This is a genomic window from Azonexus sp. R2A61, assembly GCF_021401135.1.
Lineage (GTDB): Bacteria > Pseudomonadota > Gammaproteobacteria > Burkholderiales > Rhodocyclaceae > Azonexus.
In genome coordinates, this window is sequence record NZ_JACBFO010000002.1 from 150,893 (window position 1) to 175,213 (window position 24,321).

Here is a 24,321-nt window from a genome sequence, read left to right on the forward strand (position 1 = left end):
CTGATTGATATGAAACGTACGATACGAATCGTTATGTATGAATTGCTGAGAGCGTTGGGCGCTACCCTGTTTGGGTGAGCTGCTGCCTGCCCAGCCAGGTCCGAAGCGTTGGGCGACTGACGCCAACGAGCTTGGCGATCGCTGTCTGATTGATACCCAGCTTCTGATAGCGCTCGATTTCCGGACGCTTTTCATCGAGTTTGTAGTGCTTGGCCAACGCGCCTTGCGGACGGCCAAGCTGTTTTCCGGATGCCTTGCGCTTGGCCAATGCCTCCCGTGTCCGCATCGAGATGAAATCGCGCTCGATTTCTGCAGCCAAGCCCAAGATCGTTGCCGTAATTCGCGACTGCATCGAGTTGTCGAATGTCAGTCCGTTCTTGACGATGACGACGGACACCTGGCGCTCAGAAGAAAACTTCAGGATTTCCAGTACCTGCAAAGTACTACGAGCTAATCGGCTGACCTCAGCTACGAGCAAGACATCACCCTTGTCCGCACCGGACAACAGTTCTCCGATTTTTCTGGATCGCCAATCGATGCTGCCTGACGCCGTATCCTCGACAACCGTGTCCGGAACGATTCCCCGCTCTTGGCAGTAGTCACGGATGCCATGAAGTTGATTTTGCGTGTCCTGCACGTTCGTTGAGACCCGCACGTAAATGAAAATGGCCATTTCGCTCCTCTTGGAAAAAACAAACCCTGTTTGCAATTCAATTGTCATTTTCAGAAGACGACTGCACCAGTTGATTGAGTGTAGCGGCTGTTGTGCAGCCAGCTCCTGACAGTCCAATATCAGAAGTGATCTGCACCAATCTCGACTATGCTCAATACTCGTGTGCACCAAAGCGAGGTGAGCATGACGACCGACACCCCACGGATTCCCGAGCAAGGCGTGGCCACTCTGCCTGATAAGGCTTGGGAGCGTGCGCGCCGTCGTGCGGAGATCATCGGCCCGTTGGCGCAGTCGGAGACGGTCGGGCACGAAGCGGCCGATATGGCTGCTCAGGCGTTGGGCTTGTCTCGGCGGCAGGTGTACGTTCTGATCCGGCGAGCCCGGCAAGGCAGCGGCCTCGTGACGGACCTGGTCCCCGGCCAATCCGGCGGTGGCAAAGGCAAGGGGCGCTTGCCGGAGCCGGTCGAGCGCATCATCCGCGAGTTGCTGCAAAAGCGGTTCCTGACCAAGCAGAAACGGACTCTGGCAGCGTTCCACCGCGAGGTCGCGCAGACTTGCAAAACGCAAAAGCTGCGGGTGCCGGCGCGCAACACCGTGGCATTGAGGATCGCCGGCCTCGATCCGCGCAAGGTCACTCGCCGGCGGGAAGGCCAGGATGCGTCCCGCGGCCTGCAAGGTGCTGGCGGCGAACCTCCTGCCGTGACAGCACCGCTGGAGCAAGTACAGATTGACCACACGGTCATCGACGTGATCGTGGTCGATGAGCGCGACCGGCAACCGATTGGCCGCCCGTATCTGACCATCGCCATCGACGTGTTCACCCGCTGCGTGCTCGGCATGGTCGTCACGCTGGAAGCACCATCTGCCGTCTCGGTCGGCCTGTGCCTGGCGCATGTCGCCTGCGACAAGCGCCCCTGGCTGGAAGGGCTGAACGTGAAAATGGAGTGGCCGATGAGCGGCAAGCCCAGGCTGCTCTACCTGGACAACGCGGCCGAGTTCAAGAGCGAAGCGCTACGCCGAGGCTGCGAGCAGCATGGCATCCGGCTTGACTATCGCCCGCTCGGGCAGCCGCACTACGGCGGCATCGTGGAACGGATCATCGGCACGGCGATGCAGATGATCCACGACGAACTGCCGGGAACGACCTTCTCCAACCCTGACCAGCGAGGCGACTACGATTCCGAAAACAAGGCCGCCCTGACGCTGCGCGAGCTGGAGCGCTGGCTCACATTGGCGGTCGGCACCTACCACGGCTCCGTGCACAACGGTCTGCTTCAGCCGCCGGAAGCGCGCTGGGCCGAGGCGGTGGCCCGCATCGGTGTGCCGGCCGTCGTCACCCGCGCCACTGCCTTTCTGGTCGATTTCCTGCCCATCCTCCGCCGCACGCTGACCCGCACCGGCTTCGTCATCGACCACATTCACTACTACGCCGACGCGCTCAAGCCGTGGATCGCACGGCGTGAGCGCTGGCCGTCCTTTCTGATCCGGCGCGACCCGCGCGACATAAGCCGCATCTGGGTGCTGGAACCGGAGGGGCAGCATTACCTGGAAGTCCCCTACCGTACTTTGTCGCACCCGGCTGTCACCCTATGGGAACAAAGGCAGGCGCTAGCGAAATTGCGGCAGCAAGGGCGCGAGCAGGTGGATGAATCGGCGCTGTTCCGCATGATCGGGCAGATGCGCGAGATCGTGACCACCGCACAGAAGGCCACGCGCAAGGCGCGGCGCGATGCGGATCGACGCCAACACCTCAAGGCGTTGGTTCCGCCGGACAAGCTGACTCCGCCAGAAACGGACGTTGCGGCCGCGCAGGCAGACAACTTGCCGCCCGCCAAACCGTTCGACCAGATTGAGGAGTGGTAGCCGTGGACGAATATCCCATCATCGACCTATCCCACCTGCTGCCGGCGGTGCAGGGGCTGGCTCGGCTGCCGGCGGACGAGCGCATCCAGCGCCTTCGCGCCGACCGCTGGATCGGCTATCCCCGCGCGGTCGAGGCGTTGAACCGGCTGGAAACCTTGTATGCGTGGCCGAACAAGCAGCGCATGCCTAACCTGCTGCTGATCGGCCCGACCAACAACGGCAAGTCGATGATCGTCGAGAAATTCCGGCGCACGCATCCGGCCAGCTCCGACGCCGACCAGGAGCACATTCCGGTGCTTGTCGTGCAGATGCCGTCCGAGCCTTCGGTGATCCGCTTCTACGTCGCACTGCTCGCCGCGATGGGCGCTCCCTTGCGCCCGCGCCCACGACTGCCGGAAATGGAGCAATTGGCGCTGGCCTTGCTGCGCAAGGTCGGCGTGCGCATGTTGGTGATCGATGAACTGCACAACGTCCTGGCCGGCAACAGCGTCAACCGTCGGGAATTCCTTAACCTGCTGCGCTTCCTCGGCAACGAGCTGCGCATCCCGCTGGTCGGTGTCGGCACGCGCGACGCCTATCTGGCGATCCGGTCGGACGACCAGTTGGAGAACCGCTTCGAGCCCATGATGCTGCCGCTGTGGGAGGCCAACGACGATTGCTGCTCGCTGCTGGCCAGTTTTGCCGCGTCGCTCCCGCTGCGGCGGCCTTCCCCAATTGCCACGCCGGATATGGCCCGTTACCTGCTCACGCGCAGCGAAGGCACCATTGGTGAATTGGCGCACCTGTTGATGGCGGCGGCGGTCGCCGCCCTGGAAAGCGGTGAAGAAGCGATCAATCACCGCACGCTCAGCATGGCCGATTACACCGGCCCTGGCGAGCGGCGTCGGCAGTTCGAGCGGGAACTGATGTGAAACCGGCAGCACGCTGGCCGCTGCATCCTGCTCCCAGGGAAGGCGAAGCCTTGTCCTCATGGCTCCAGCGTGTCGCCGCCCGCTACCAGATGGACTTGTATGACCTGCTGGAGCACGACCTTGGTCACGGCCGGGTCGATGACCTGGATACTGCGCCACCTCCGGCGCTGCTGACGGCCCTCTCCCTGCGCAGCGGCATTGAGCTGGAGCGGCTGCGTTGCATGAGTTTCGCTGGCTGGGTGCCGTGGCTGCTGGACAGCCTCGATTCCCGGATTCCAGACGCGCTGGAAACCTATGCGTTCCAGTTCTCGCTATTGCTGCCGAGACGCGGCCGCAAGACGAGATCAATCACGAGCTGGCGCGCCTGGCTGCCAAGCCAGCCGATTCACCGCGCCTGCCCGCTTTGCCTGAACGACTCGGAGGATCAAGCCATACTGCTCGCGTGGAAATTGCCGTTGATGCTGAGCTGCCCGCAACATGGCTGCTGGCTGGAATCCTATAGTGGCGTGCCGGGGCAGTTTCTCGGCTGGGAAAACGCCGATGCGGCCCCACGCACGGCCAGCGACGCGATGGTGGCAATGGACCGACGTACTTGGCAGGCGCTGACGACGGGTTACGTCGAGCTGCCGCGCCGACGCATTCATGCCGGCCTCTGGTTTCGGTTGCTGCGCACCCTGCTCGATGAGCTGAACACGCCACTCTCGCAGTGCGGGCCTTGCGTCTGGAGCATTCGCCATGTCTGGGCGTGCTGCGGCCATCTACTGCGCGCTGGACAAAGCCAGTGGCGTCCCTACGAGATTCTGGCCCCGGCGGTGCAGTTACAAATGCTGGAGGCGGCGGCTACCGCCATCGAGCTGATCGAATCGAGCGTGGTGCGTCCACACGGGGAGTTGGGAGCACTGTTCTTGTCGGAGCCGCACACCGGGTTCACCAATGGCCTGCCCGAGAAGAAACGTAAGCCTGAGCCTGTCGATCACTGGCGGGAGGCGGTCAAGGCGCTCAACGAGGCTATCGCCGAGGCCCGACATAATTGCGAAACGGCCCGCTCACTGTTCACGCTGGCGTCTTATGGGCGGCGCGACCCCGAGTCCCTGGATCGCTTGCGCGACACGTTTGCCCAGGAGGGCATTCCCCCGGAATTTCTGTCACATTATGTTCCTCGCGAACCCTTTGCATTCCTTAGTATGAATGACGGGTTAAGTGACAAAATTTGACGATCAGAACTTTCCAACCCACACTGTCACATAATCGAACGTATACGTGACGGGTGAAAAGGTGCTGATCGGCTACATGCGGGTATCGAAGGCGGACGGATCCCAGTCCACCAATTTGCAACGCGATGCGCTCATCGCCGCTGGTGTGAGCCTTGCGCACCTTTACGAGGATCTGGCCTCGGGCAGGCGCGATGATCGCCCAGGGTTGGCTGCTTGCCTGAAGGCGCTTCGTGAAGGGGACACGCTGATCGTGTGGAAGCTCGATCGGCTTGGCCGTGATCTGCGCCACCTGATCAACACCGTGCACGACCTAACTGCGCGTAGCGTGGGCCTGAAGGTCCTGACCGGTCACGGTGCGGCGGTCGACACGACGACTGCCGCCGGCAAGCTTGTGTTCGGTATTTTTGCCGCGCTGGCCGAGTTCGAGCGTGAGTTGATTTCCGAGCGAACAGTCGCTGGACTTATCTCGGCGCGCGCTCGCGGCAGGAAAGGGGGGCGCCCCTTCAAGATGACCGCCGCCAAGCTACGCCTGGCGATGGCCAGCATGGGGCAACCGGAAACCAAGGTGGGCGATCTCTGCGAAGAACTCGGGATTACCCGGCAGACGCTCTACCGGCACGTGTCGCCCAAGGGCGAACTGCGGCCAGACGGCGTAAAGCTGCTCTCCCTCGGTTCAGCCGCATAAATGGAGGCGACCTGGAACGGGGCGCTGTTCAGTGCGGCAACGATCCGATTACCGGTGTCGACCCTGAACCGCCGTAGAGCTTTTGGGAAAGCTGTCGTTCAACGTTTGGTTAAGGGGCGGGCTTTAGCCCGTCCCAGCGAGCGGAGCGAGCGATTTGAACCTGTTGTTAGACATTTTTCACCAGTCGGATATCTATCTCGCGTTCGACATATTCCCACTCTTTTGATGAGCGTAACTGAGCCAACAGTTTGTTGAATATTGCAGTATGCTCCGGAGCAAACTCGAACCAGGTTAAGAAGTCAAACGGCTCTCCGAGGTCGCGAGAATGATGTAGCTGTCTTGCGATTTCTGGAAGATAAGCCAGTCCAATTTCTGTGTGGTGGGACTTTGCTTCAAAAATTTCGCGCCGTTCCTCTTGTGACATTGCCCACCATTCTGGACTTTTCTTTATGGGAATGAGTGCAGCGCATGATGACGTAGGACGGTTTAATTCCTCCTGTTTTGCGCGAAGTTGATTGATCTCATGCCGTTCGGCGTACCGAACATTGCTTGTAAAGCCTTGAAGCACCCAGGTGCCACGTTCGATCAAATTTGTTGAGGGCATATTAACTACATTGACCCTCTCCACAATCTCAAGAGGTATGCCAATGAGTGTTTCACAACTGGTGACTCGCCAAGAGCCCTCGGAGCCGCCAATAAATGAGTAATGATTATTCATGTGATGGAATGCTCTAAATGTCTAACTTTGTTTTCGGGCGACTGCCCAGCTGCGTAACATCGTTACTGCTCCATAATATCACACATCGACCCACGGCGTAACGCGCTTGCTGCTTGGATGCCCGAGGCATAGACTGTACAAAACAACAGTCATAACAAGCCATGAAAACCAGCACTGCACCGTTACCACCGCTGCGTTCGGTCAAGGTTCTGGACCAACTGCGCGAGCGCATACGCTACTTGCATTACAGCTTACGAACCGAACAGGCGTATGTCCACTGGGTTCGTGCCTTCATCCGTTTCCACGGAGTGCGTCACCCGGCAACCTTGGGCAGCAGCGAAGTCGAGGCATTTCTGTCCTAGCTGGCAAACGAGCGTAAGGTTTCGGCATCCACGCATCGGCAGGCATTGGCGGCCTTGCTGTTCTTCTACGGCAAGGTGCTGTGTGTGGATCTGCCTTGGCTTCAGGAGATCGGAAGACCTCGGCCGTCGCGGCGCTTGCCGGTGGTGCTGACCCCGGATGAAGTGGTTCGCATCCTCGGTTTTCTGGAAGGCGAGCATCGTTTGTTCGCCCAGCTTCTGTATGGAACGGGCATGCGGATCAGTGAGGGTTTGCAACTGCGGGTCAAGGATCTGGATTTCGATCACGGCACGATCATCGTGCGGGAGGGCAAGGGCTCCAAGGATCGGGCCTTGATGTTACCCGAGAGCTTGGCACCCAGCCTGCGCGAGCAGCTGTCGCGTGCACGGGCATGGTGGCTGAAGGACCAGGCCGAGGGCCGCAGCGGCGTTGCGCTTCCCGACGCCCTTGAGCGGAAGTATCCGCGCGCCGGGCATTCCTGGCCGTGGTTCTGGGTTTTTGCGCAGCACACGCATTCGACCGATCCACGGAGCGGTGTCGTGCGTCGCCATCACATGTATGACCAGACCTTTCAGCGCGCCTTCAAACGTGCCGTAGAACAAGCAGGCATCACGAAGCCCGCCACACCGCACACCCTCCGCCACTCGTTCGCGACGGCCTTGCTCCGCAGCGGTTACGACATTCGAACCGTGCAGGATCTGCTCGGCCATTCCGACGTCTCTACGACGATGATTTACACGCATGTGCTGAAAGTTGGCGGTGCCGGAGTGCGCTCACCGCTTGATGCGCTGCCGCCCCTCACTAGTGAGAGGTAGGGCAGCGCAAGTCAATCCTGGCGGATTCACTACCCCTGCGCGAAGGCCATCGGTGCCGCATCGAACGGCCGGTTGCGGAAAGTCCTCCCTGCGTCCGCTGATGGCCGGCAGCAGCCCGTCGTTGCCTGATGGATCCAACCCCTCCGCTGCTATAGTGCAGTCGGCTTCTGACGTTCAGTGCAGCCGTCTTCTGAAAACGACATCAATCTACCGAGATGCGGCAGGTTTTTCTGTTTTTTCCCTTACCGATAAGCGGCAACGGAAAACGGTGGTTAAAAAATGCCACGCGATGACTCATGCTGTCCTGTGCGGACGGCAAATCCAGGCCGTCCGCACAGGACTCTCAGCAAGGCAATCCATTCTTTGGCTTCATTTCATAGATGAGCAACTCGTCAGGCAGCAGGAGTGGAAAAATCATGTGATCGACAAGACCAATCTCATGCTCGTCACCAGGGCCTTCTGATTTACAAAGCTGCAGGGCGTAGCGGCGACAGACATATTTAAGCTCTGGGTCCCAAGGGATTTGCTGCATATCCATTTGCCTAGCCCGCTCAAAGTTTTCCCCAAGCGCTTTCCGGACAGCCCAGTGGGCAGCATGGGCAAATGGCACTTTGATGGCGGAGCTAAGGGCTTCAATCTGCCGATAAAGGAGCCAGTCAGTTACGGATCGACTCTCGAAAGACAACTTCAGGTTCGGGTAGCCCATGTATGCCGGCCCCCACCAGTCTGCATTCAGCCAGTGCTCAGGCACAACCGCTCCATACAGGTATTGGGGGAAGTAGTCTTTAGAAGTCATGGGGGATACAAGCACCGGTTCAGGCTGCTTCGTCATTTGAATCTCCTTCAGGTTTGTTGGCGGGTTGTTCGGTGGGGTCGTTTTTGACGGGACGCAATTTGTGGCCAAGACTTCCGCAGTACATGCCGGTAGCCGACTGCCGGAAATGGCCGGCCTGGAGAGAGACGGCCAGCATGGCTTTTTGGTGGGTCTCCTGGTCTGCAGGAAGAACGCCAGCCTCTTTGACCGGTGCAGGAACACCGGCGTAACGCTGGTACTCATCCTGCAGATAGCCGTGACGTAGTCCGTGGGCCGTAACGCCAAGCTGCTCGCGCGTGGCACCGAGCTGCCCCATCAGATAGTAGAAACGGGATTGCGCTTGCCGCCATGTGGTGTCAGGCCAGCGCAATTGGGCATTGAGGCGATTTCCAACCAGCTGTTTGGCTGCTTCGATAATGCGGCGTTGGCGGTCGCTACGGATTGGAATCATCCGATGCCTACCGCCTTTCGTTCCGTCGGTTACATACAGATGATCTTTCCCCAAGGCTATTGCCCGCCAGGGACGAATTTCAATCGACTCCTTGGCACGAAGTCCAAAAAACCGCTGAAATTCAAGCATCACCACAAGCCTGGAATCGAGTAGCTTTGCATTTGCAAGAAATTCCTCGACATCGATTCCACTGGCCTCCCAACTGAGATCCTCGGTTGCGGCCGTTTTCCTTTGAAGGTGCTCTCGTCCGCCAGCATAGACACCAATGTCCTCGACCATTCCGTCTTTCCCAATCCAACGGCAAAACGCCCGTAGGTTCGAGAACAGACCATGAACCGTCTTGGTGGCCAGCCCTTTCCCGAGCCAGTGGTAACAAAGTGCCTGCACATGCTTGGGCTTCAAATGCGTCGGACTTTCGAGTCGATAACCAAGCTGGCGAAGTTCAGCAAAAATCAGGCGGAGATTGCCACGCCGTTCGCGCCGGGTTTTACGGCTGCTGTCGCGTGGAACGACCCGAACTACTGAATGATTTTTTTGGTTATGTTGATTCAGGATGCGATCAAGTTCATCCCGGAAACGCTTGGACAAAACCTGATCTGCAAGGGATGTTCGACTCATGCTTGTCCCTCCCGGATCACTACTAAAACTTTGCTCTGGGCAAAAGCAGGTTCAAAAAACCCATGGAATCCCTGCGCCAGAGCGAGAATTGATGTATGTCTGGTTTTTGCCGGCGATACTTTGAAAATCGGCTGTTGAAGATCACGAAGCATGCGTCGTCCTCCGAGCCTTGGCTTTGCGAGTCTTTTGCAGAAAGCGTTCCCCAGCCTGGACGGCATCAGGGTCACCCCTCATTTCAGAGATAAATTCGGAAGACGACTGTTGGTGGATCTTGTTGAGGGCAGCAGCAGCGCGCTTTGCTTTTACCTGCCGGAGTAGCTCGGCCTGAACGATGCCTGGAACCGGGTTGTCAATTGCCGCAACAGCCACCTTGATCGATTCTTCCGAGTATTCACTTTCCAATGCGTCAGCCAGTAACTCATCATCGACCGTCCAGGTGATGATTCCGCAGGCTCTTACCCGTCTGCGTTTAATGGCAGCAGCAGAAACGGTGTTCTCCTTATGCCACTGCTGCTGTGGAGGCGGTTCTGCTTCATCAATAGCAGAACCGTTAAATTGAAGACCCTTAGCATCGGGATCTCCGAACGTCTTGCTTTCCGATTCTCGGAATTCCCGCACTTCGGTTGCTGACTCACTACCGGACGAAGTCAGAGAAGAAATCCGAGCCCACTTCTGCGGATTGACCAGTATCCAACGCCTGCCATGAAGCTTGCCATCGTCGCTTTGAATAGGCTCGATTCGAATGGCTCCAACATTTTCCAGTTCCCTCAGCCTGGATCGGATTGCGTCTTTTCCATCAGGCCCCATTTTCGAGAGATGCCCAACGTTAGGGCGCCAGCCAACTGGCAAATCCCAAAGGAAGGCAAACAAGCCACGAGCACCAAAAGACAGGCGTCCGTCGCGCAGGGAAGCCCGCGAAATCGGTTTGCAAAATTCGATTTCCCCATCACGGATCAAATAATCATCCACGATCACCTCCCGCACAAAGGCGCGGCCGGCCACGAGGCCTTTTGGTACGCGAGGTATCGCTGTTCAAATTGAAATTTGGCTCAACCAACGCAGCTACGCCAAGTCTGGCGATCCAACCTTCAATATCGGTCCGCCTGTAACGCAAAATTCGCCCAACCTTGACCGGCGTGGGAAATCCTTGCGGGGCAGGCTTTCGCCGATAAGCCCAGTTCGCCACTGTCGCAGGACTGAATACAATCAGCCGCGCGACTTCATCGAAATCCAGAAGTAAAGAATCCATATCTCCGTCTCTGCAATAGAACGGAGCCCTTTGGAGTAGGGATTGTTAGGCGCACCCGAGCGGCGCCGGCGGGCTTCGGAACCCGCGCCGCGTTACGCGCGGCTCAATACGGGGTATGGAAACAAGCGAGGCGAGAGAGCAACATGAGCGATACCTAATCCATCAAGTACCGCAACAACAGCTTCGAACGATTGCCTAGCAAGCTTATGGAAAGTACGTGCAGCCAAGGCAGTCAGCACGGCCATCAATTCGCGAAATTCAGCGCGATTCCTCAAACAGTAAAACGAAACCTCGCTGATGGCACTTCTAAGGGCTCGAGCTCCCTGAGATGCCATCTGATGAATAGCCAGGCCGATCAATGAGCCGATAAGGGCTACCAAAGCGATACAACCAAACTGCCAGGTGAGCAGTGCAATGGCTACAAGCGACAAGAAACACACTCGCCACCCATGGTCGGGGGTGCAACCTTCTGAGAAGCGCAGAGCGAGGTGGTCAAGTGATGTTCTCATCGTGGCCGGATATTACCCTCAGCTTATCCAATGTCAACAATCTTTTGTTTTTTAATCAAACGCTTAGTTGCATGTTAGGCGCACAACACGGTCACACCAAAACGGATAATCATGAGGACAATTTGGGCACAAAATGGGCACACCTGCTCTCGGAAACAAGCGTACATTAGAAATCTATCAATATATTCGTCATAACAAAATCAAGACAAGAAAAAACCCGCAAAGCTTGTAGCCATGCGGGTTTTCATTATGTCCTGGCGGAGAGGGCGGGATTCGAACCCGCGGTAGGCTATTAACCTACACACGCTTTCCAGGCGTGCGACTTAAACCACTCATCCACCTCTCCGGGAAGCCGCGCATTGTAGCAGAACGGGACGCGGGGTCAAACAAACTTTCGCAAAATGGCGAGTCCGATCCACAGCACGAACAGCATCGCGAAAGCAAACAGGTTTTTCAGCCAGGACGCGCTGGCTGCGGGCAGCAGATGCGCGAACAGGCGGACCGGCATCTCGGTGATCAGGCGGAACATCGCGTATATCGGATTTTTCTCGCTGTTCCGCCCGGCAATCGCGAAAAGTGCTCCCTGCCCGATCAGGCACAAGCCGAGCATTTCGATGATGGCGCGCAAGGCGGCGATGGCGAACAAGAGCATTTCCATGCAATCGTCTTATTCGAGCGGTGAGTCTTCGCGGTAGCGTTCGTCCAGGCGGTCCATCCTTCGGTTGTACCACCAGATCAGCCAGAGGTAGAGCAGCAGGATGCCCTGGGCGCCCATATAGAAGCCCAGCGGAAAACCGAGAAAGTCGAATTCGTTGAGTGCCGAGGCAAACCAGTTCAGGCCAAAGGTCAGCAAGCACCAGAGCAGCAACAGGAACAAGGTCAGGCGACGGGTCTGGCGCCAGTACGGGGTATTGGTCGGCACGGCTTAGCCCTCCACCTGCCGGATACGGGCCAGGAAGGCTTTTGCCTCGTCGCCGGGTTTGGTCATCAGGCTGACCACGATATTGACCAGAAAGCCGCCGAACACGCCGAACACGCCGGCCGAGGTCGATTGCAGATGGAACCACGGCTCCATCGGAAAATCGCTCAAGCCCAGCCAGGGCAGACTGGAAAACTCCAGACGCAGGATATAGAACAGCGAGATGCCGAGACCGGCGAGCATGCCGGCAATCGCGCCGGCTCGCGTCGCCCGGGCCCAGAAGATGCCCAGCACCAGGGCCGGGAAAAACGCCGAACCGGCGATCGAGAAGGCCCAGGCGACCATCGACAGGATGGTCCCCGGCTTCTGTGCGGCGACGGTTGCCGCCAGCACGGCGACCACCAACAGCAAGGATTTGGAAATGACCAGCCGGAACTGCGTTGACGCACCGGGCCGGAAAATCCGGTAATACACGTCGTGCGACAGCGCGCTGGTGATGGTCAGCAGCAGACCGTCCGCCGTCGACAATGCCGCGGCCAGTGCGCCAGCAGCGACCAGGCCGGAGACGACATAAGGCATGCCGGCGATTTCCGGGGTCGCCAGCACGATCACGTCCGGATTCAGCGACAGTTCGGCCAGTTGCAGGATGCCGTCGCCGTTGATGTCCTCGATCGACACCAGACCGACCTTGCTCCAGGCGGCAACCCAGCCGGGCAGTTTGGTGATCGAGATGCCGACCAGATTGGTCAGCACCTCGTGCTTGGCAAAGACCGCGTAGGCCGGCGCGGTGACGTACAGAATGGTGATGAACAGCAGCGACCAGAACACCGAATGGCGGGCTTCGGCCACCGTCGGCGTGGTGTAGTAGCGCATCAGCACGTGCGGCAGCGCCGCCGTACCGACCGTCAGACAGAAAATCAGCGCCAGGAAATTCAGGCGCTGGGCCTTCTGCTGTTCCGGCGTCTCCCCCGGAAAGGCCTGCGCGTGGTGAACCGGCACCTTGCTGCGGTCGACCGCAGAAAACATCTCGTTTTCCCAGCGCGCCTTCGCCGCCTCCGGATCGTGCGGCAGATCACGCCGCTGACGCTCCAGCGCGACGATCTCGCGCATCTGGGTGTCGCCGGCCTTGAGCCGGTTGATTTCTTCCGACAGGTGCTGGCGTTCCAGATGCAGCGACTGCGGCAACTGCATGATCTTTTCCGCGTAGCGGTCGGCCCGCTCGCGGTACAACTCGCGAACCTGCTGTTCGGCCGGTGCATCGAACAATTCGTTTTCGAGCGCCGTCACCTTTTTCAGCACCTGTCCGTAAACCGCCTGCGGCACCGGCATGCCGGTCACCTTGTAGGACAGGATCGCCACCGGCGTGATGTAGGCGACGATCAGGATCAGGTACTGCGCCACCTGCGTCCAGGTCACCGCCCGCATGCCGCCCAGGAAGGAGCAGACGAGAATGCCGGCCAGACCGACGAAAACGCCGATTTCGAACTGCAGGCTGACGAAGCGGCTGGTGATCACGCCGACGCCGTAGATTTGCGCAACCACATAGACGAACGATGCCAGGATAGCCGCCGCCACCGCCACCAGACGGACGGTATTGCCGCCATAACGGGCGCTCAGGAAATCGGGAATCGTGAACTGCCCGAAGCGCCGCAGATAAGGCGCCAGCAACAGCGCGACGAGGACGAAACCGCCGGTCCAGCCGATCACGTAGGCCAGCCCCTGGAATCCGGACAGATAGAGCGTACCGGCCAGCCCCATGAAGGATGCGGCGCTCATCCAGTCGGCGCCGGTCGCCATACCGTTGAAGAAGGCGGGAATCTTCCGGCCGGCCACGTAATACTCGGAGATGTCGCTGGTCCGGCTGAAGATGCCGATCACCGCATACATCGACACGGTGAACACCAGGAAAGCGTAGCCGACCCAGCGCGGCGGCATGCCGTGCTCTTCGAGCACGGCCAGAGCCAGCACGAAGAACAGGAAGACGCTGGTATAGGCGAGGTAGTAACGCTGAAGCCGGGTCAGCGAAGACAACAGCCGCTTCAATGGGTCCGCCGCAAGTGGCTGCTGGCCCGGGTTTCGTCGATCAGCGCTTCGACCGTATCGACCTCCTTGGCGTGGGCCCGGACGACCAGCATCTGCATCAGGCGGGCCAGCGCCAGCGTATTTTCCATCGCCGAACGCCGGCCGTTACCAACATCGAGTCCAAAGGCGGTCAGCCAGTCGTCGAGCGGCATCGGCTGATGGCTGATTTCGCCGAACATCGCCGGCAGCAACCAGGCCAGATCGACCCAGCGCGGCTCGAAGGCCACGCCGAGCCTGGCCTTGATGGCCGGCTGCAGCAGGCCGGCGACATAGGCCAGGTGATACGACACCAGCGGCGACTTGCCGACAAATCGCAAAAATGCCGCCAGACGGCGGTCGACCGTAGCAACATCTGCGGTCGACGCGTCGAGATCGACAAAAATCCCCAGCGCCGGCTGCACCACGCCCTGATGCAGCACGCTCGCCGCGATGCCGGTCAACCGGCCATTGCCGTCCGTTTCGACATCGACGACGACGTAACGCGTCAGGAAATGCGAGGACTCCAGGCCATCGGCCGGCGCTGCCAGCCATTGTTCGACGGTGGCGCGCACGTCGGCCGGCAGGTCCTCGCGCAAACCGTCGCCGAACAGAAATTTCTTGATGCCGAACATGGTCAGTGATTCACCTGGTAATCGAGCTTCAGCCGGGACTGGATTTTACGCGCCTGGCGGAAGGATTCCTTCAGGATGCGCCGATCGAGTTCGTTGAGCTTCTCAGGATCGATCAGATTGTCGCCCTGGCGCCCCGGTTCCCCTTCCAGATACTGGTGTTGCAGGCGCAGCAGCTGGATGAAGTTGAGGCCGTCGAGCACGGCGTTGATCTCGTCGCCCTTGATGTTCATCTTCTGCGACGCCAGCCGCAGGCGCTGGATCGAATTGGTGCTGTGCACGCCGGCGGCCAGCGCATAGATGCGCGCGACATCGACGAAGATGCGCGAGCCGTATTTCTTCAGATCGATCTTGCCCGGATGATCCGGTTCGAGGTCGGTGACGAAGTCGCGGATCTTGCCCAGCGGCGGGCCGACATCCAGGGCATTGCGCGCCATCGCCTGCAAAAAGATCGGCGTCGCCGAGGCCAGGTCGAGCAGATGTCGGCGCATCGCGTCGGCCAGCGCGGCCTTGCCGTACAGCGGCCGGAAATCGAAGAAGATCGTCGCATTGAGCAAGGCCACCGGTTCCGGCGTGCGTATCCATTTCCCGAACTGCGACTTCCATTCATCCAGCGTCAGGCACCACTGCGGATTGCTGGCCATGATGTTGCCCTTGCACAGTGGGAAGCCGACCTTGTCGAGATCCTTGTTGGTATCCAGCGCAAAAGCCAGGAAACGCTGCTTCAGCACGGCTTTGTCCTCGCCGTCCGGTACCGCGAACACGATGCCGTTATCCTGATCAGTGCTGAAAGTCTGCTCGTCGCGCCCTTCCGACCCGAAAGCCAGCCAGGCCCAGTCGATGCCGTCGAAATTGTGGCGTTCCAGGTTGAGCTGGATGACACGCCGGGTCAACGCATCGTTGAGGGCAGAAATGAACTGCGTCAGTTGCTCGGCGCCAATGCCCTGGGCCAGCATGTTGAACGACAGTTGCCGGACATCGGCCGCCGACGCCTTCAGCGACTCGACATCGGGCGCCGATTCGATCGCCTGCCGGATCTGGCGCAGGCCGACCCGCTGCAACGCGAACAGATCGCGCTCGGAGACGACCCCGGTCAGCCGGCCGCCGTGGTCGACGACCAGCACGTGGCGAATCCCGTGCGTGGCCATGGCCAGCATCGCATCGTAGGCGGTGGCATGCTCTTCAAGCATGCACGGCGTCGCCGACATCGCGCCTTCGATCGGCGCATCGAGCGGCAGGTCGGCAAGCACGACGCGATCGAGCAGATCGCTGCGGGTGAAGATACCGAGCGGTTTGCCCTCGGGATCGACCACCACCATCGAACCGACGCCGTGCTGCGACATCGCCTGCAGCGCCGCGCGCAGCGGGGTTTGCGGCTGGACCGACAACGGTTCGCGGGCGCCGATGCCGGACAGCGGAGAATTCAGCGTTTGCTGCTCGCTGGCTTTCTGGGCGAACTGCGCCTGCAACTGGCGACGAGACTGGTCGAGCAGGCTGGCGATGTACTGCGTGCAGAACAGGTTGAATTCCGGGCTGCTCGCCATCAGCGTCAGGAAATCCTCGGCCGGCAGGTGATAGCAGAAGGTGTCCTCGACCGCCGTGTAGAAATTGGTCGACGGCCGGCCGGCCGTCACCGCCCCGATCGGGAAACACTCGCCGGGCCCCAGACTGAGGATGGAATACTCGGTCATCGCCACTTCCCCGGCCTGGCGCGCCTGCACCTTGCCGGTTTCGATGACGTGGAAGTAGCGTACGTTGCCCGATTCCGGCCCGACGATCAGGCTGCCGGCCGGGTAGAAGGCGATATGCGCCCGGTCGGCAAACAGTTGCAGCGACGCCTGCGCCATCTTGTTGAATGGTGCATGTCGCGACAGGAAGGCCAGCGTATTGCCGGCCGCCCGCTTCTGCCCTTCCTGGCGAAGCATGGCTTCCACCTGACCGACATCGACGCCGGTCCCAACCTGCGCTTCCTGTGTACTCACGGCTCCCTCTTTTTCTTTAAATAGGTACGGTTGATGACCACGGCCCGCTCCAGCTCAGTACTTGACGCGGGCGAAGTAGGTTTTCTCGGCGGCTTCCAGCGCCTGACGGATCGTCACGATGCCCTTTTCCTCAAGCAGCGGGACCATCTTCAGAAACACCTCGCCGGTGGCGATCGCATCTTCCAGCGCGTTATGTCGTGCATCGATGACGATACCCAGCCGCTCCAGAATCACATCCAGCTTGTGCGATTCCTGGTTCGGATGAATCACCGCCGAGAGCAGCAGCGTATCGAGCACCGGCTGCGTGAACCGGATGCCGGTCCGCTCTTCCTTGAGCTGCAGGAAGCGCATGTCGAACGCCGCGTTGTGGGCGATCAGCACGGTATCCTCGCAGAAGGCGTGAAACGCCGGCAGCACGATATCGATGTTCGGCTGACCGCGCACCATGTCTTCGGTAATGCCGTGGATCGGGATCGATTCCGGGCGCAACGGCCGCTCCGGATCGACCAGCTGATTGAAGGTTTCCTGCTTGAGCAGGCGGTTGTTGACGATGCGGGCGGCACCGATCTGGATGATCTCGTCACCGTTGGAGGGCTCCAGCCCGGTCGTTTCGGTATCGAACACGGTGTAAACCAGTTCGGAGAGCTTGCGATCCAGATCGATCGTCTGGTCCTCGAAATTGAACAGGTCGAAATCGTAATACTCCGGACGACCGGTACTGCGCCGTTCCTCGGGCAGTTCGGCGGTCGGCGTCGCCACCGGCAACACGAACCGGAAGAAGGCGCGATGCGCCGCCTTTTCGCGCTGGTACCAGATTTCGCCGCCGTGCCGGTCGATCACCTCGCGCAAGGTCAGCGACGAGGTCTCGCCATGCGCCTGCAGGCTCTCGCCTTCCCAGGTATAGAAGGTTTCGGAAGACATCGCCGGACCGGCCCAGATCAGGTCCAGATACGCCAGTTTGCCGTCGTTGATGATGCGGAAGCGCAGTTCGCGCGGCGCGTAGTGATCCTGCAGGCGCGACGCCAGGAAGACCAGCGCGAAGACCAGCGAGAAGCTGTCGGCCTTGATCCATAAGGTATCGTCGATTTCCTCGGTCTTGGTCGGCAGGTGCAGGCGATCTTCGATGCGCCGCTGGGCGGCCGCCACGATGTCGATGGCCAGCACATCCTCCAGCGGCCAGCGCGACTTCATCGAATCGGCGAAGTCATGCATGGTCTGGTCGAGCTTGCGACTCATCCGCGACGCCTCGTCATCGACCACCTTGACGAAACGCTCGCGCAATTCGACATCCATGTCCGGGTAATCGATCAGGTTCGCCACTGCCGCCCGGATGCTGCCCAGCGCCGCCCGGCTGCCCTCGGTCAGATCGTGCAGGGCCTGGTCGCGGCGCGATTCCTCTTCAAGGCTGCGGGTAATGTTCTCGACCGTCAGCACGTAGCCGGACATCGCCGCCTCCTGCCCCTCCTCGCCGGCCGCCGCCAGCACCGGCACCATCTGGATGCGCAGCAGCTGGCCGCCGCGCGCGGTGGTGATGAAATTGGCGATCGGCGTCTTGCCGGCCGCCAGCCGCTGACGGATCACCTCGCGCGAATGCTCGATCTGGTTCTTCTCCAGGATCGAGAAGATCGAACGCCCCAGGCCGATCAACGCACCGCCGGCCACCGAGGTCGGCCCCTGCGACAAGGCCTTGAACTGCAGTTTCGCCCGGTTGTTGTAAAGCAGGATGCGGCCATCCAGGTTGCAGACGACGACCGCCTGGGCCAGCTCCGACATCAACGCCGCGAGTCGATTCTTCTCTTCCTCGACCGAGGCCTTGGCTTCGGCGATCTGCGCTTCGACATCGCTCATCAGCGCATCGCGCTGGGCGGCCAGATCGTTGGCCGCCTGGGCCAGTTGCTGGACTTCCGGCGGCCCCTCCTGCTTGACGCGGAAATTGCGGTTGGCGCCGAGCATCAGGCGCAACTGTTCGCCCATGCCGAGCAGGCCTTCGACGTACTGCTTGAACAGCTTGTGCAACACGAAGCAGCCGATGGTGAAACCGAACAGCGTCATCGTCGTGCCAAGCGGCAGGCGCGACAGCAGGAGTTCGGTGAGCATCAGCCGCTCGCCCTCCTTCATGTCCACCCAGACCAGGAACGAGGTGACGATGAACGGGCCGGTCATCAACAGGCCCAGGACGACGACGGCGATCAGAAAACGTGCTTTTGCCTTCATGGCGTTCATTCCGTACCGAAAATTGCCGCAGCGGCGGCGTCGACCGCAGCAGGGAGCTCAGGCCAAGCCGAGCAGTTCCTTGACGCGGACAACCAGATCCTTCGTGGAAAACGGCTTGGTGACGTAGGCGTCGGCTCCGATCGCCAGCCCTCGGGCAACCTCGGTATCGCGCCCCTTGGCCGTCAGCATGACGATTTTCAACGCGGCCTGGGCCGGGTCGGCACGCAAGGCTTCGCACACTTCGAAACCGGACTTCTTCGGCATCATCACGTCGAGCAGGATCAGGTCGGGCGAGAACGCCGCCGCACGGCTCAGCGCCTCGTCGCCATCGGCGGCGACGGCGACCTCGAAACCTTCCTTCTTCATCAGGAACTCGAGCGAAATGACGATGTTGGGCTCGTCATCGACGATCAAAATCTTCTTCATGGTCTCCCCTGCTTATGCTTCCGGTGCCGGCAAGGGCACCGTGAATATGAAGGTGGCACCTGCGGTGGGCGCACTTTCGACCCACAGCTTACCACCAAAGTACTCGACGATCTGCCGGCTGATCGGCAAACCAAGACCGGTTCCCTGCGGCTTGTCGGTCATCGTGTTGCCGCCCTGGCGGAACTTCTCGAAAACCTGGCTGCACTCGGCGGGAGTCAGCCCGGGACCGTTGTCGGCCACCGTCACCCGCAGCGCGCCGTCGGCTTCCCCGACCGCCACACGGACCACGCCGCTGTCCGCCGCCACGAACTTGACCGCGTTCGACAACAGGTTGACCACCACCTGCATCAACCGGTCCCGATCAGCCTGCACCGGCGGCAGGGATTCGGCGATCTCGGCGTCGAGCCGAACCCCCTTGTCGCGGAACAACTGGCCGAGCGTTTCCATGGCGTCGCGCACAACGGCGCCGACATCGACCTCGCTGGTGGTCCATTCGGCCCGACCGGATTCCATCTTCGCCAGATCGAGGATCTGATTGATCAGACGGGTCAGCCGCTCGGTCTCGCCGACGATGATGCCAAGAAAGCGCTGGCGCTCCGCCAGCGCCAGGCGCGGATCGTCGTACAGCAATTCGGAAAAGGCCCGGATCGACGTCAGCGGCGTACGCAATTCATGCGTCACCGTGGAAATGAAGTCGTCCTTCATCCGGTCCAGTTCGCGCAAGCGCTCGTTGGCCGCCCGCAACTCCCCGGTGGCCGCTTCCAGCGCCCGCTGCTTGGTTTCCAGCTCCCGGCTGTAGGCGCGGACCTGGCTGGCTTCGTCGAGGATGTCGAGCACCTCGTCGAGCCCGAGATCCTCCTCGCGCGTCGCGTTGGCGACGATCAGCCGGGCACTGGCCGAACCGATCGCGGCCGCCAGTTCGCTCTCGGCAAAATGCACGAATGCGGCATCCGGCGGCAGTCGCCGCCAGTCGTCCAGGCCGCGCAAGCGCGCGTAATGGATCAACTGCTGTTGCGCCCGCGCCGGCCCGAGGAAACGCTTGAGCAACTCGACCACTTCATCCAGCGAAGCCTTGCCGCGCCATAGATGCGCACCGGGCAAGCGCTCCGTCTGCCGGAAAACATCGACGAAGCGCTCGGCCTGGGCCAGTTCGACCGCATCCGGCGTCGTCGCCAGCGATACCGCGACATAGGCACCGAGGTTGGCCAGCAGGCTCCACCACAGGCAATGCGAGATTTCATCCAGTCCGGCCAAACCGAACAGGGCCTGAGCCTTCAGCCAGCCGATGCCGAACAATCCGACCTCGACGAAACTGCCATCCATCCAGCCCGAACGGGCAAACGACGGCAGCAGCAAGGTGTAGGCCCAGACCGAGAAACCGGCCAGCAAGCCGGCCAGTGCACCGGCACGCGTTCCCTGCTTCCAGTACATGCCGCCGAACATCGCCGGCGCAAACTGGGCTACCGCGGCAAAGGAAATCAGGCCGATGCCGACCAGCGCATAGGCTTCGCCGGCGGCGCGGAAGTAGACGTAGCCGAGCAGCAAAATGCCGACGATGGCCGTGCGGCGGATGGCAATCAGCACGCCCGACAGGTCCGCCGCTTTTCTGCGTTTCAGCCAGGTCGACCGCAACAGCAGCGGCATCGCCAGATCGTTGCAGATCATCGTGGACAAGGCGATGGTTTCGACGATCACCATGCCCGTCGCTGCCGACAATCCGCCGATGAAGGCGAACAGCACCAGTGCGTCGGCACCGTGCGCCAGCGGCAGGCTGAGCACGAAACTGTCGGGATCGGTCGTCCCGGCCGGAAAATGAATCAGCCCGGCGAGCGCCAGGGGCAATACGAACAGGTTGATCAGCAGCAGGTACAACGGAAACAGCCAGACGGCGCGTTTCAGATGCGATTCGTCGACGTTCTCGACGACGATGATCTGGAACTGCCGCGGCAGGAACAGGATGGCAAACCCGGACAGCACCAGCAAGGCCATCCAGTTGCCCGACCGGGCGCTGTCCGGATCGAGCAGACGGGCGAATTCCGGGTGCCCGGCCACCCGACTGAACAAATCGCCGAAACCGTCGTAGATGCCGTAGGTGACGAAGACTCCGACCGCCAGGAAAGCCAGCAGCTTGACCACCGATTCGACGGCAATCGCCGCCACCATCCCCTCGTGACGCTCGGTGGCATCGAGATGGCGTGTCCCGAAAAGAATCGTGAACAAGGCCAGCACGCCGGCGACCAGCAAGGTCGAATCCATGCCGAGCAGGCGCACCGAATGCTCGGACTGTCCGAAAACCATGTCCAGCCCGGCCGCCACGGCTTTCAATTGCAGCGCGATGTAGGGCACGATGCCGATCACCGCGATCACCGTCACCAACCCGGCCAGTTGCTGGCTCTTGCCGTAACGCGCCGCAATGAAATCGGCGATCGAGGTGATCCGCTGCGCCTTGGCAATACGGATCATTTTGATCACCACGCCGACGCACATCAGCATCAAGGTCGGCCCGAGATAGATGGTCAGAAAGGAAAGCCCGCCCGAGGTCGCCCGCCCGACACTGCCGAAAAACGTCCATGAAGTGCAGTAGACCGCAAGCGACAGCGAATAGACGTTGGCGGTGATGATCGAGCGCCCGGCATCGGCCCGCGCATCCCCCCAGCGCGCAACGGCGAACAGCAGGCCGAAATAAGCCATGGTGACCAGCGCGACGACGAAGCCGGAAAGCATCTAGCGGCCCCGCCCTTCGGCAATCCAGGCAGCCAGGCCGATCAGCCCGGCCCATACGGCAAACAGATAGACAAAGCCGGCCGGCCAGCCCAACCACTCACCCTGCGCCAGGCCGAGGATGGGAAAGCCCAGCAGCGGCAGGCCGCACAGCGCCAGGGCCCCCAGCCGCTGCCGGGAACGGCTGCCGCGCCTCATGGCACACCGCGCAAAATAAAAACGGTCGACACGCCAAGCGTGCCGACCGTTCCGGGCATGCGGTACCTTGCGACCACATTTCGGGTCACCTTCTTATGGGCGACCATCGTCTCCTCCTGCCCTGTTATAACCTGACCGCGGCGAGGCAAGCGCACCGCGGGATGGTTGCCGGTCCGGGTTCCGCCCAGGGGCAAAACCCGGCGCAACGCCGTTAGCCCTTCAACTGCTCGAGAATCGCCGGGTTTTCCAGCGTCGAGGTGTCCTGCGTCAGTTCCTCGCCCTTGGCCAGGCCACGCAGCAGACGCCGCATGATCTTGCCGGAGCGGGTCTTCGGCAGGTTGTCGCCGAACCGGATGTCCTTCGGCTTGGCGATCGGGCCGATTTCCTTGCCAACCCAGTCGGCCAGTTCCTTGACCAGCTTCTTGGTGGCTTCCGGATCGGTCGGGCGGGCACCCTTCAACACCACGAAGGCGACAATGGCTTCACCGGTCAGATCGTCCGGACGGCCGACGACGGCAGCCTCGGCGACCAGCGGATTGGCGACCAGCGCGGATTCGATTTCCATCGTGCCCATGCGGTGACCGGAAACGTTCAGCACATCGTCGATACGGCCGGTGATGGTGAAGTAGCCGGTATCCTTGTCGCGGATCGCGCCGTCGCCCGCCAGGTACAGCTTGCCCTGGAAGTCGGCCGGGAAGTAGGACTTCACGAAACGGTCGTTGTCGTTCCAGATCGTGCGGATCATCGACGGCCACGGCTTCTTGCAGACCAGGATGCCGCCCTGGCCCCACGGCAATTCGGCACCGGTCTCATCGACCACGGCGAACTGGATGCCCGGGAAGGGCAGCGTGCAGGAGCCCGGCACCAACGGCGTCGCACCCGGCAGCGGGGTGATCATGTGACCACCGGTTTCGGTCTGCCAGAAGGTGTCGACGATCGGGCACTTGCCACCGCCGACGTTGTGGTAGTACCACTCCCAGGCCGCCGGGTTGATCGGCTCGCCGACCGAACCCAGGATACGCAGCGACGACAGGTTGTAGCTCTTCGGATGCACGGCTTCGTTGGCATCAGCCGCCTTGATCAGCGAGCGGATGGCGGTCGGCGCGGTATAGAAGATGGTGGCCTTGTGATCCTGGATCATCTTCCAGAAGCGGCCGGCGTCCGGGTAGGTCGGCACGCCTTCGAAGACGATCTCGGTGGCGCCGCAGGCGAGCGGGCCGTAGGCGATGTAGGTGTGGCCGGTGACCCAGCCGATGTCGGCGGTACACCAGAAAACGTCGCTGTCCTTGATGTCGAAGGTGTACTTCATCGTCAGGATCGCGTGCAGCAGGTAGCCGCCGGTCGAATGCTGGACGCCCTTCGGCTTGCCGGTCGAACCCGAGGTGTAGAGCAGGAACAGCGGATGTTCGGCATCGACCCATTCCGGCTCGCAGGTATCGGCCTGAGCGGCCAGACCGTCATGCAGCCATTCGTCGCGTCCGGCGACCATGGTGACGTCCATGCCGGTACGCTTGAAGACGACGACACCCTTCAGCGTGTCGCAACCGCCCATCGACAGTGCCTCGTCGGCGATGGCCTTGAGCGGCAGCGCCTTGCCACCACGGAACTGGCCGTCGGAGGTGATCAGCAGGACGGCGCCGGCATCATTGATGCGGTCGCGCAATGCCTGGGCCGAGAAACCGCCGAACACGATCGAGTGGGTGGCGCCGATGCGGGCGCAGGCCTGCATGGCGACGACGCCTTCGATGGTCATCGGCATGTAGATGACGACACGGTCACCCTTCTTGACGCCCTTGGCCTTGAGCAGGTTGGCCATCTTGCAGACCTTGCTCAGCAGTTCCTTGTAGGTGACCCGGGTCACGTCGCCGTTATCGGCTTCGAAGATGATGGCGACCTTGTCGCCCTTGCCGGCTTCGACCTGACGGTCGAGGCAGTTGTAGGAAACGTTCAGTTTGCCGTCGGCAAACCACTTGTAGAACGGGGCGTTCGACTCGTCAAGCACCTGGTTGAACGGCTGCTTCCAGGTAATCAGTTCGCGGGCATGCTTGGCCCAGAAACCTTCGTAGTCGTTTTCAGCTTCCGCGCACAGAGCCTTGTAGGCTTCCATTCCGGAAACCGCCGCATTCTTGACGGTCTCTTCGGACGGGTAATAGAACTGCACGGACTCATTCGACATATTTTTCTCCTCTGCGGTACTTCGCAATTATGTTGAAACAACCGATCGGATCTCGGGGTCTCCCCCCCGGGATGTAATTAAAGCCGTACACGCTGTGGTCGCTTGCGACGACGAA

General features: G+C 60.8%; 21 protein-coding genes, 1 tRNA gene and 1 pseudogene. 5 read left to right on the forward strand and 18 right to left on the reverse strand.

The window, feature by feature from the left end:
- Positions 1-61: 61 nt before the first annotated feature.
- Complete coding sequence (locus L0962_RS05855) at positions 62-673, reverse strand: recombinase family protein (RefSeq protein WP_234085417.1); 612 nt, start codon at positions 671-673, stop codon at positions 62-64.
- A 183-nt stretch (positions 674-856) separates the two neighbouring features.
- Between L0962_RS05855 and L0962_RS05860 the strand changes: the two genes are divergently transcribed.
- The 4 genes from L0962_RS05860 (at position 857) to L0962_RS05875 (ending at position 5,346) form a co-directional block, all read left to right on the forward strand.
- The gene (locus L0962_RS05860; protein ID WP_048909960.1) at positions 857-2,536 is read left to right on the forward strand and encodes a DDE-type integrase/transposase/recombinase; all 1,680 of its coding nucleotides are present in this window, start codon (positions 857-859) and stop codon (positions 2,534-2,536) included.
- 2 nt (positions 2,537-2,538) lie between these two features.
- On the forward strand, positions 2,539-3,447 hold the full coding sequence (locus L0962_RS05865) for a TniB family NTP-binding protein (protein ID WP_020684702.1): 909 nt from the start codon (positions 2,539-2,541) through the stop codon (positions 3,445-3,447).
- Entirely contained in the window at positions 3,444-4,661 is a 1,218-nt protein-coding gene (locus L0962_RS05870; protein ID WP_043314372.1) for a TniQ family protein, read from the forward strand. Before L0962_RS05865 ends, L0962_RS05870 begins: the two co-directional genes overlap by 4 nt.
- 61 nt (positions 4,662-4,722) lie before the next feature.
- Positions 4,723-5,346, forward strand: coding sequence for a recombinase family protein (locus L0962_RS05875; protein ID WP_003155741.1), 624 nt, complete (start codon positions 4,723-4,725; stop codon positions 5,344-5,346).
- A gap of 166 nt (positions 5,347-5,512) precedes the next feature.
- Here L0962_RS05875 and L0962_RS05880 read toward each other — a convergent pair whose 3' ends face one another.
- Positions 5,513-6,064 (reverse strand): chlorite dismutase family protein, encoded by a 552-nt coding sequence (locus L0962_RS05880; protein ID WP_073672967.1) that lies wholly within the window; start codon positions 6,062-6,064, stop codon positions 5,513-5,515.
- A gap of 161 nt (positions 6,065-6,225) precedes the next feature.
- On the opposite strand from L0962_RS05880, the pseudogene intI1 reads away from it, so the two are divergent.
- Positions 6,226-7,239 (forward strand): annotated as a pseudogene (gene intI1, locus L0962_RS05885) (class 1 integron integrase IntI1).
- 343 nt (positions 7,240-7,582) lie between these two features.
- Here intI1 and L0962_RS05890 read toward each other — a convergent pair.
- From L0962_RS05890 to acs, 16 genes are all read right to left on the reverse strand, one after another.
- Entirely contained in the window at positions 7,583-8,071 is a 489-nt protein-coding gene (locus L0962_RS05890; RefSeq protein WP_234085418.1) for a hypothetical protein, read from the reverse strand.
- The gene (locus L0962_RS05895) at positions 8,055-9,122 is read right to left on the reverse strand and encodes an integrase domain-containing protein (RefSeq protein ID WP_234085419.1); all 1,068 of its coding nucleotides are present in this window, start codon (positions 9,120-9,122) and stop codon (positions 8,055-8,057) included. The genes L0962_RS05890 and L0962_RS05895 overlap by 17 nt, the downstream gene beginning before the upstream one ends.
- Entirely contained in the window at positions 9,119-9,274 is a 156-nt protein-coding gene (locus L0962_RS05900) for a hypothetical protein (RefSeq protein WP_234085420.1), read from the reverse strand. The genes L0962_RS05895 and L0962_RS05900 overlap by 4 nt, the downstream gene beginning before the upstream one ends.
- Positions 9,264-10,091: a hypothetical protein gene (locus L0962_RS05905; RefSeq protein ID WP_234085421.1), complete on the reverse strand. Its 828-nt coding sequence runs from the start codon at positions 10,089-10,091 to the stop codon at positions 9,264-9,266. Before L0962_RS05905 ends, L0962_RS05900 begins: the two co-directional genes overlap by 11 nt.
- Positions 10,092-10,463: 372 nt before the next feature.
- Positions 10,464-10,802 carry a hypothetical protein gene (locus L0962_RS05910; protein ID WP_234085422.1) on the reverse strand — a complete coding sequence of 113 codons (339 nt, stop codon included), beginning with the start codon at positions 10,800-10,802 and terminating at the stop codon, positions 10,464-10,466.
- A gap of 333 nt (positions 10,803-11,135) precedes the next feature.
- Positions 11,136-11,226: transfer RNA gene (locus tag L0962_RS05915), tRNA-Ser, on the reverse strand.
- 36 nt (positions 11,227-11,262) lie between these two features.
- Positions 11,263-11,526 carry a hypothetical protein gene (locus L0962_RS05920; RefSeq protein WP_234085423.1) on the reverse strand — a complete coding sequence of 88 codons (264 nt, stop codon included), beginning with the start codon at positions 11,524-11,526 and terminating at the stop codon, positions 11,263-11,265.
- Positions 11,527-11,547: 21 nt separating this feature from the next.
- A complete protein-coding gene (locus tag L0962_RS05925; protein ID WP_234085424.1) occupies positions 11,548-11,802 on the reverse strand; it encodes a sodium/substrate symporter small subunit in 255 nt (84 codons plus the stop codon).
- Between the two features lie 3 nt (positions 11,803-11,805).
- Positions 11,806-13,833, reverse strand: coding sequence for a sodium:solute symporter family protein (locus tag L0962_RS05930; protein ID WP_234086214.1), 2,028 nt, complete (start codon positions 13,831-13,833; stop codon positions 11,806-11,808).
- A gap of 5 nt (positions 13,834-13,838) precedes the next feature.
- On the reverse strand, positions 13,839-14,492 hold the full coding sequence (locus L0962_RS05935) for a hypothetical protein (protein WP_234085425.1): 654 nt from the start codon (positions 14,490-14,492) through the stop codon (positions 13,839-13,841).
- A gap of 2 nt (positions 14,493-14,494) precedes the next feature.
- Positions 14,495-16,414 (reverse strand): DUF294 nucleotidyltransferase-like domain-containing protein, encoded by a 1,920-nt coding sequence (locus L0962_RS05940; RefSeq protein ID WP_234086215.1) that lies wholly within the window; start codon positions 16,412-16,414, stop codon positions 14,495-14,497.
- A gap of 111 nt (positions 16,415-16,525) precedes the next feature.
- Positions 16,526-18,685, reverse strand: coding sequence for an exonuclease domain-containing protein (locus tag L0962_RS05945; RefSeq protein ID WP_234085426.1), 2,160 nt, complete (start codon positions 18,683-18,685; stop codon positions 16,526-16,528).
- A 57-nt stretch (positions 18,686-18,742) separates the two neighbouring features.
- Positions 18,743-19,111 carry a response regulator transcription factor gene (locus tag L0962_RS05950; protein ID WP_234085427.1) on the reverse strand — a complete coding sequence of 123 codons (369 nt, stop codon included), beginning with the start codon at positions 19,109-19,111 and terminating at the stop codon, positions 18,743-18,745.
- A gap of 12 nt (positions 19,112-19,123) precedes the next feature.
- On the reverse strand, positions 19,124-21,835 hold the full coding sequence (locus tag L0962_RS05955; protein WP_234085428.1) for a sensor histidine kinase: 2,712 nt from the start codon (positions 21,833-21,835) through the stop codon (positions 19,124-19,126).
- The gene (locus tag L0962_RS05960) at positions 21,836-22,030 is read right to left on the reverse strand and encodes a hypothetical protein (RefSeq protein WP_234085429.1); all 195 of its coding nucleotides are present in this window, start codon (positions 22,028-22,030) and stop codon (positions 21,836-21,838) included. It lies immediately after the preceding gene.
- A 211-nt stretch (positions 22,031-22,241) separates the two neighbouring features.
- Complete coding sequence (gene acs / locus L0962_RS05965; protein ID WP_234085430.1) at positions 22,242-24,206, reverse strand: acetate--CoA ligase; 1,965 nt, start codon at positions 24,204-24,206, stop codon at positions 22,242-22,244.
- Positions 24,207-24,321: the final 115 nt, after the last annotated feature.

Excerpts from the sequence above, each read along its gene's own strand:
- L0962_RS05855 (WP_234085417.1), bottom strand. The coding sequence starts at position 673 with ATGGCCATTTTCATTTACGTGCGGGTCTCAACGAACGTGCAGGACACG.
- L0962_RS05860 (WP_048909960.1), top strand. The coding sequence starts at position 857 with ATGACGACCGACACCCCACGGATTCCCGAGCAAGGCGTGGCCACTCTG.
- L0962_RS05880 (WP_073672967.1), bottom strand. The coding sequence starts at position 6,064 with ATGAATAATCATTACTCATTTATTGGCGGCTCCGAGGGCTCTTGGCGA.
- L0962_RS05890 (WP_234085418.1), bottom strand. The coding sequence starts at position 8,071 with ATGACGAAGCAGCCTGAACCGGTGCTTGTATCCCCCATGACTTCTAAA.
- L0962_RS05895 (WP_234085419.1), bottom strand. The coding sequence starts at position 9,122 with ATGAGTCGAACATCCCTTGCAGATCAGGTTTTGTCCAAGCGTTTCCGG.
- L0962_RS05900 (WP_234085420.1), bottom strand. The coding sequence starts at position 9,274 with ATGCTTCGTGATCTTCAACAGCCGATTTTCAAAGTATCGCCGGCAAAA.
- L0962_RS05935 (WP_234085425.1), bottom strand. The coding sequence starts at position 14,492 with ATGTTCGGCATCAAGAAATTTCTGTTCGGCGACGGTTTGCGCGAGGAC.
- L0962_RS05940 (WP_234086215.1), bottom strand. The coding sequence starts at position 16,414 with ATGCTTCGCCAGGAAGGGCAGAAGCGGGCGGCCGGCAATACGCTGGCC.
- L0962_RS05945 (WP_234085426.1), bottom strand. The coding sequence starts at position 18,685 with ATGAAGGCAAAAGCACGTTTTCTGATCGCCGTCGTCGTCCTGGGCCTG.
- L0962_RS05950 (WP_234085427.1), bottom strand. The coding sequence starts at position 19,111 with ATGAAGAAGATTTTGATCGTCGATGACGAGCCCAACATCGTCATTTCG.
- L0962_RS05955 (WP_234085428.1), bottom strand. The coding sequence starts at position 21,835 with ATGCTTTCCGGCTTCGTCGTCGCGCTGGTCACCATGGCTTATTTCGGC.
- L0962_RS05960 (WP_234085429.1), bottom strand. The coding sequence starts at position 22,030 with ATGAGGCGCGGCAGCCGTTCCCGGCAGCGGCTGGGGGCCCTGGCGCTG.
- acs (WP_234085430.1), bottom strand. The coding sequence starts at position 24,206 with ATGTCGAATGAGTCCGTGCAGTTCTATTACCCGTCCGAAGAGACCGTC.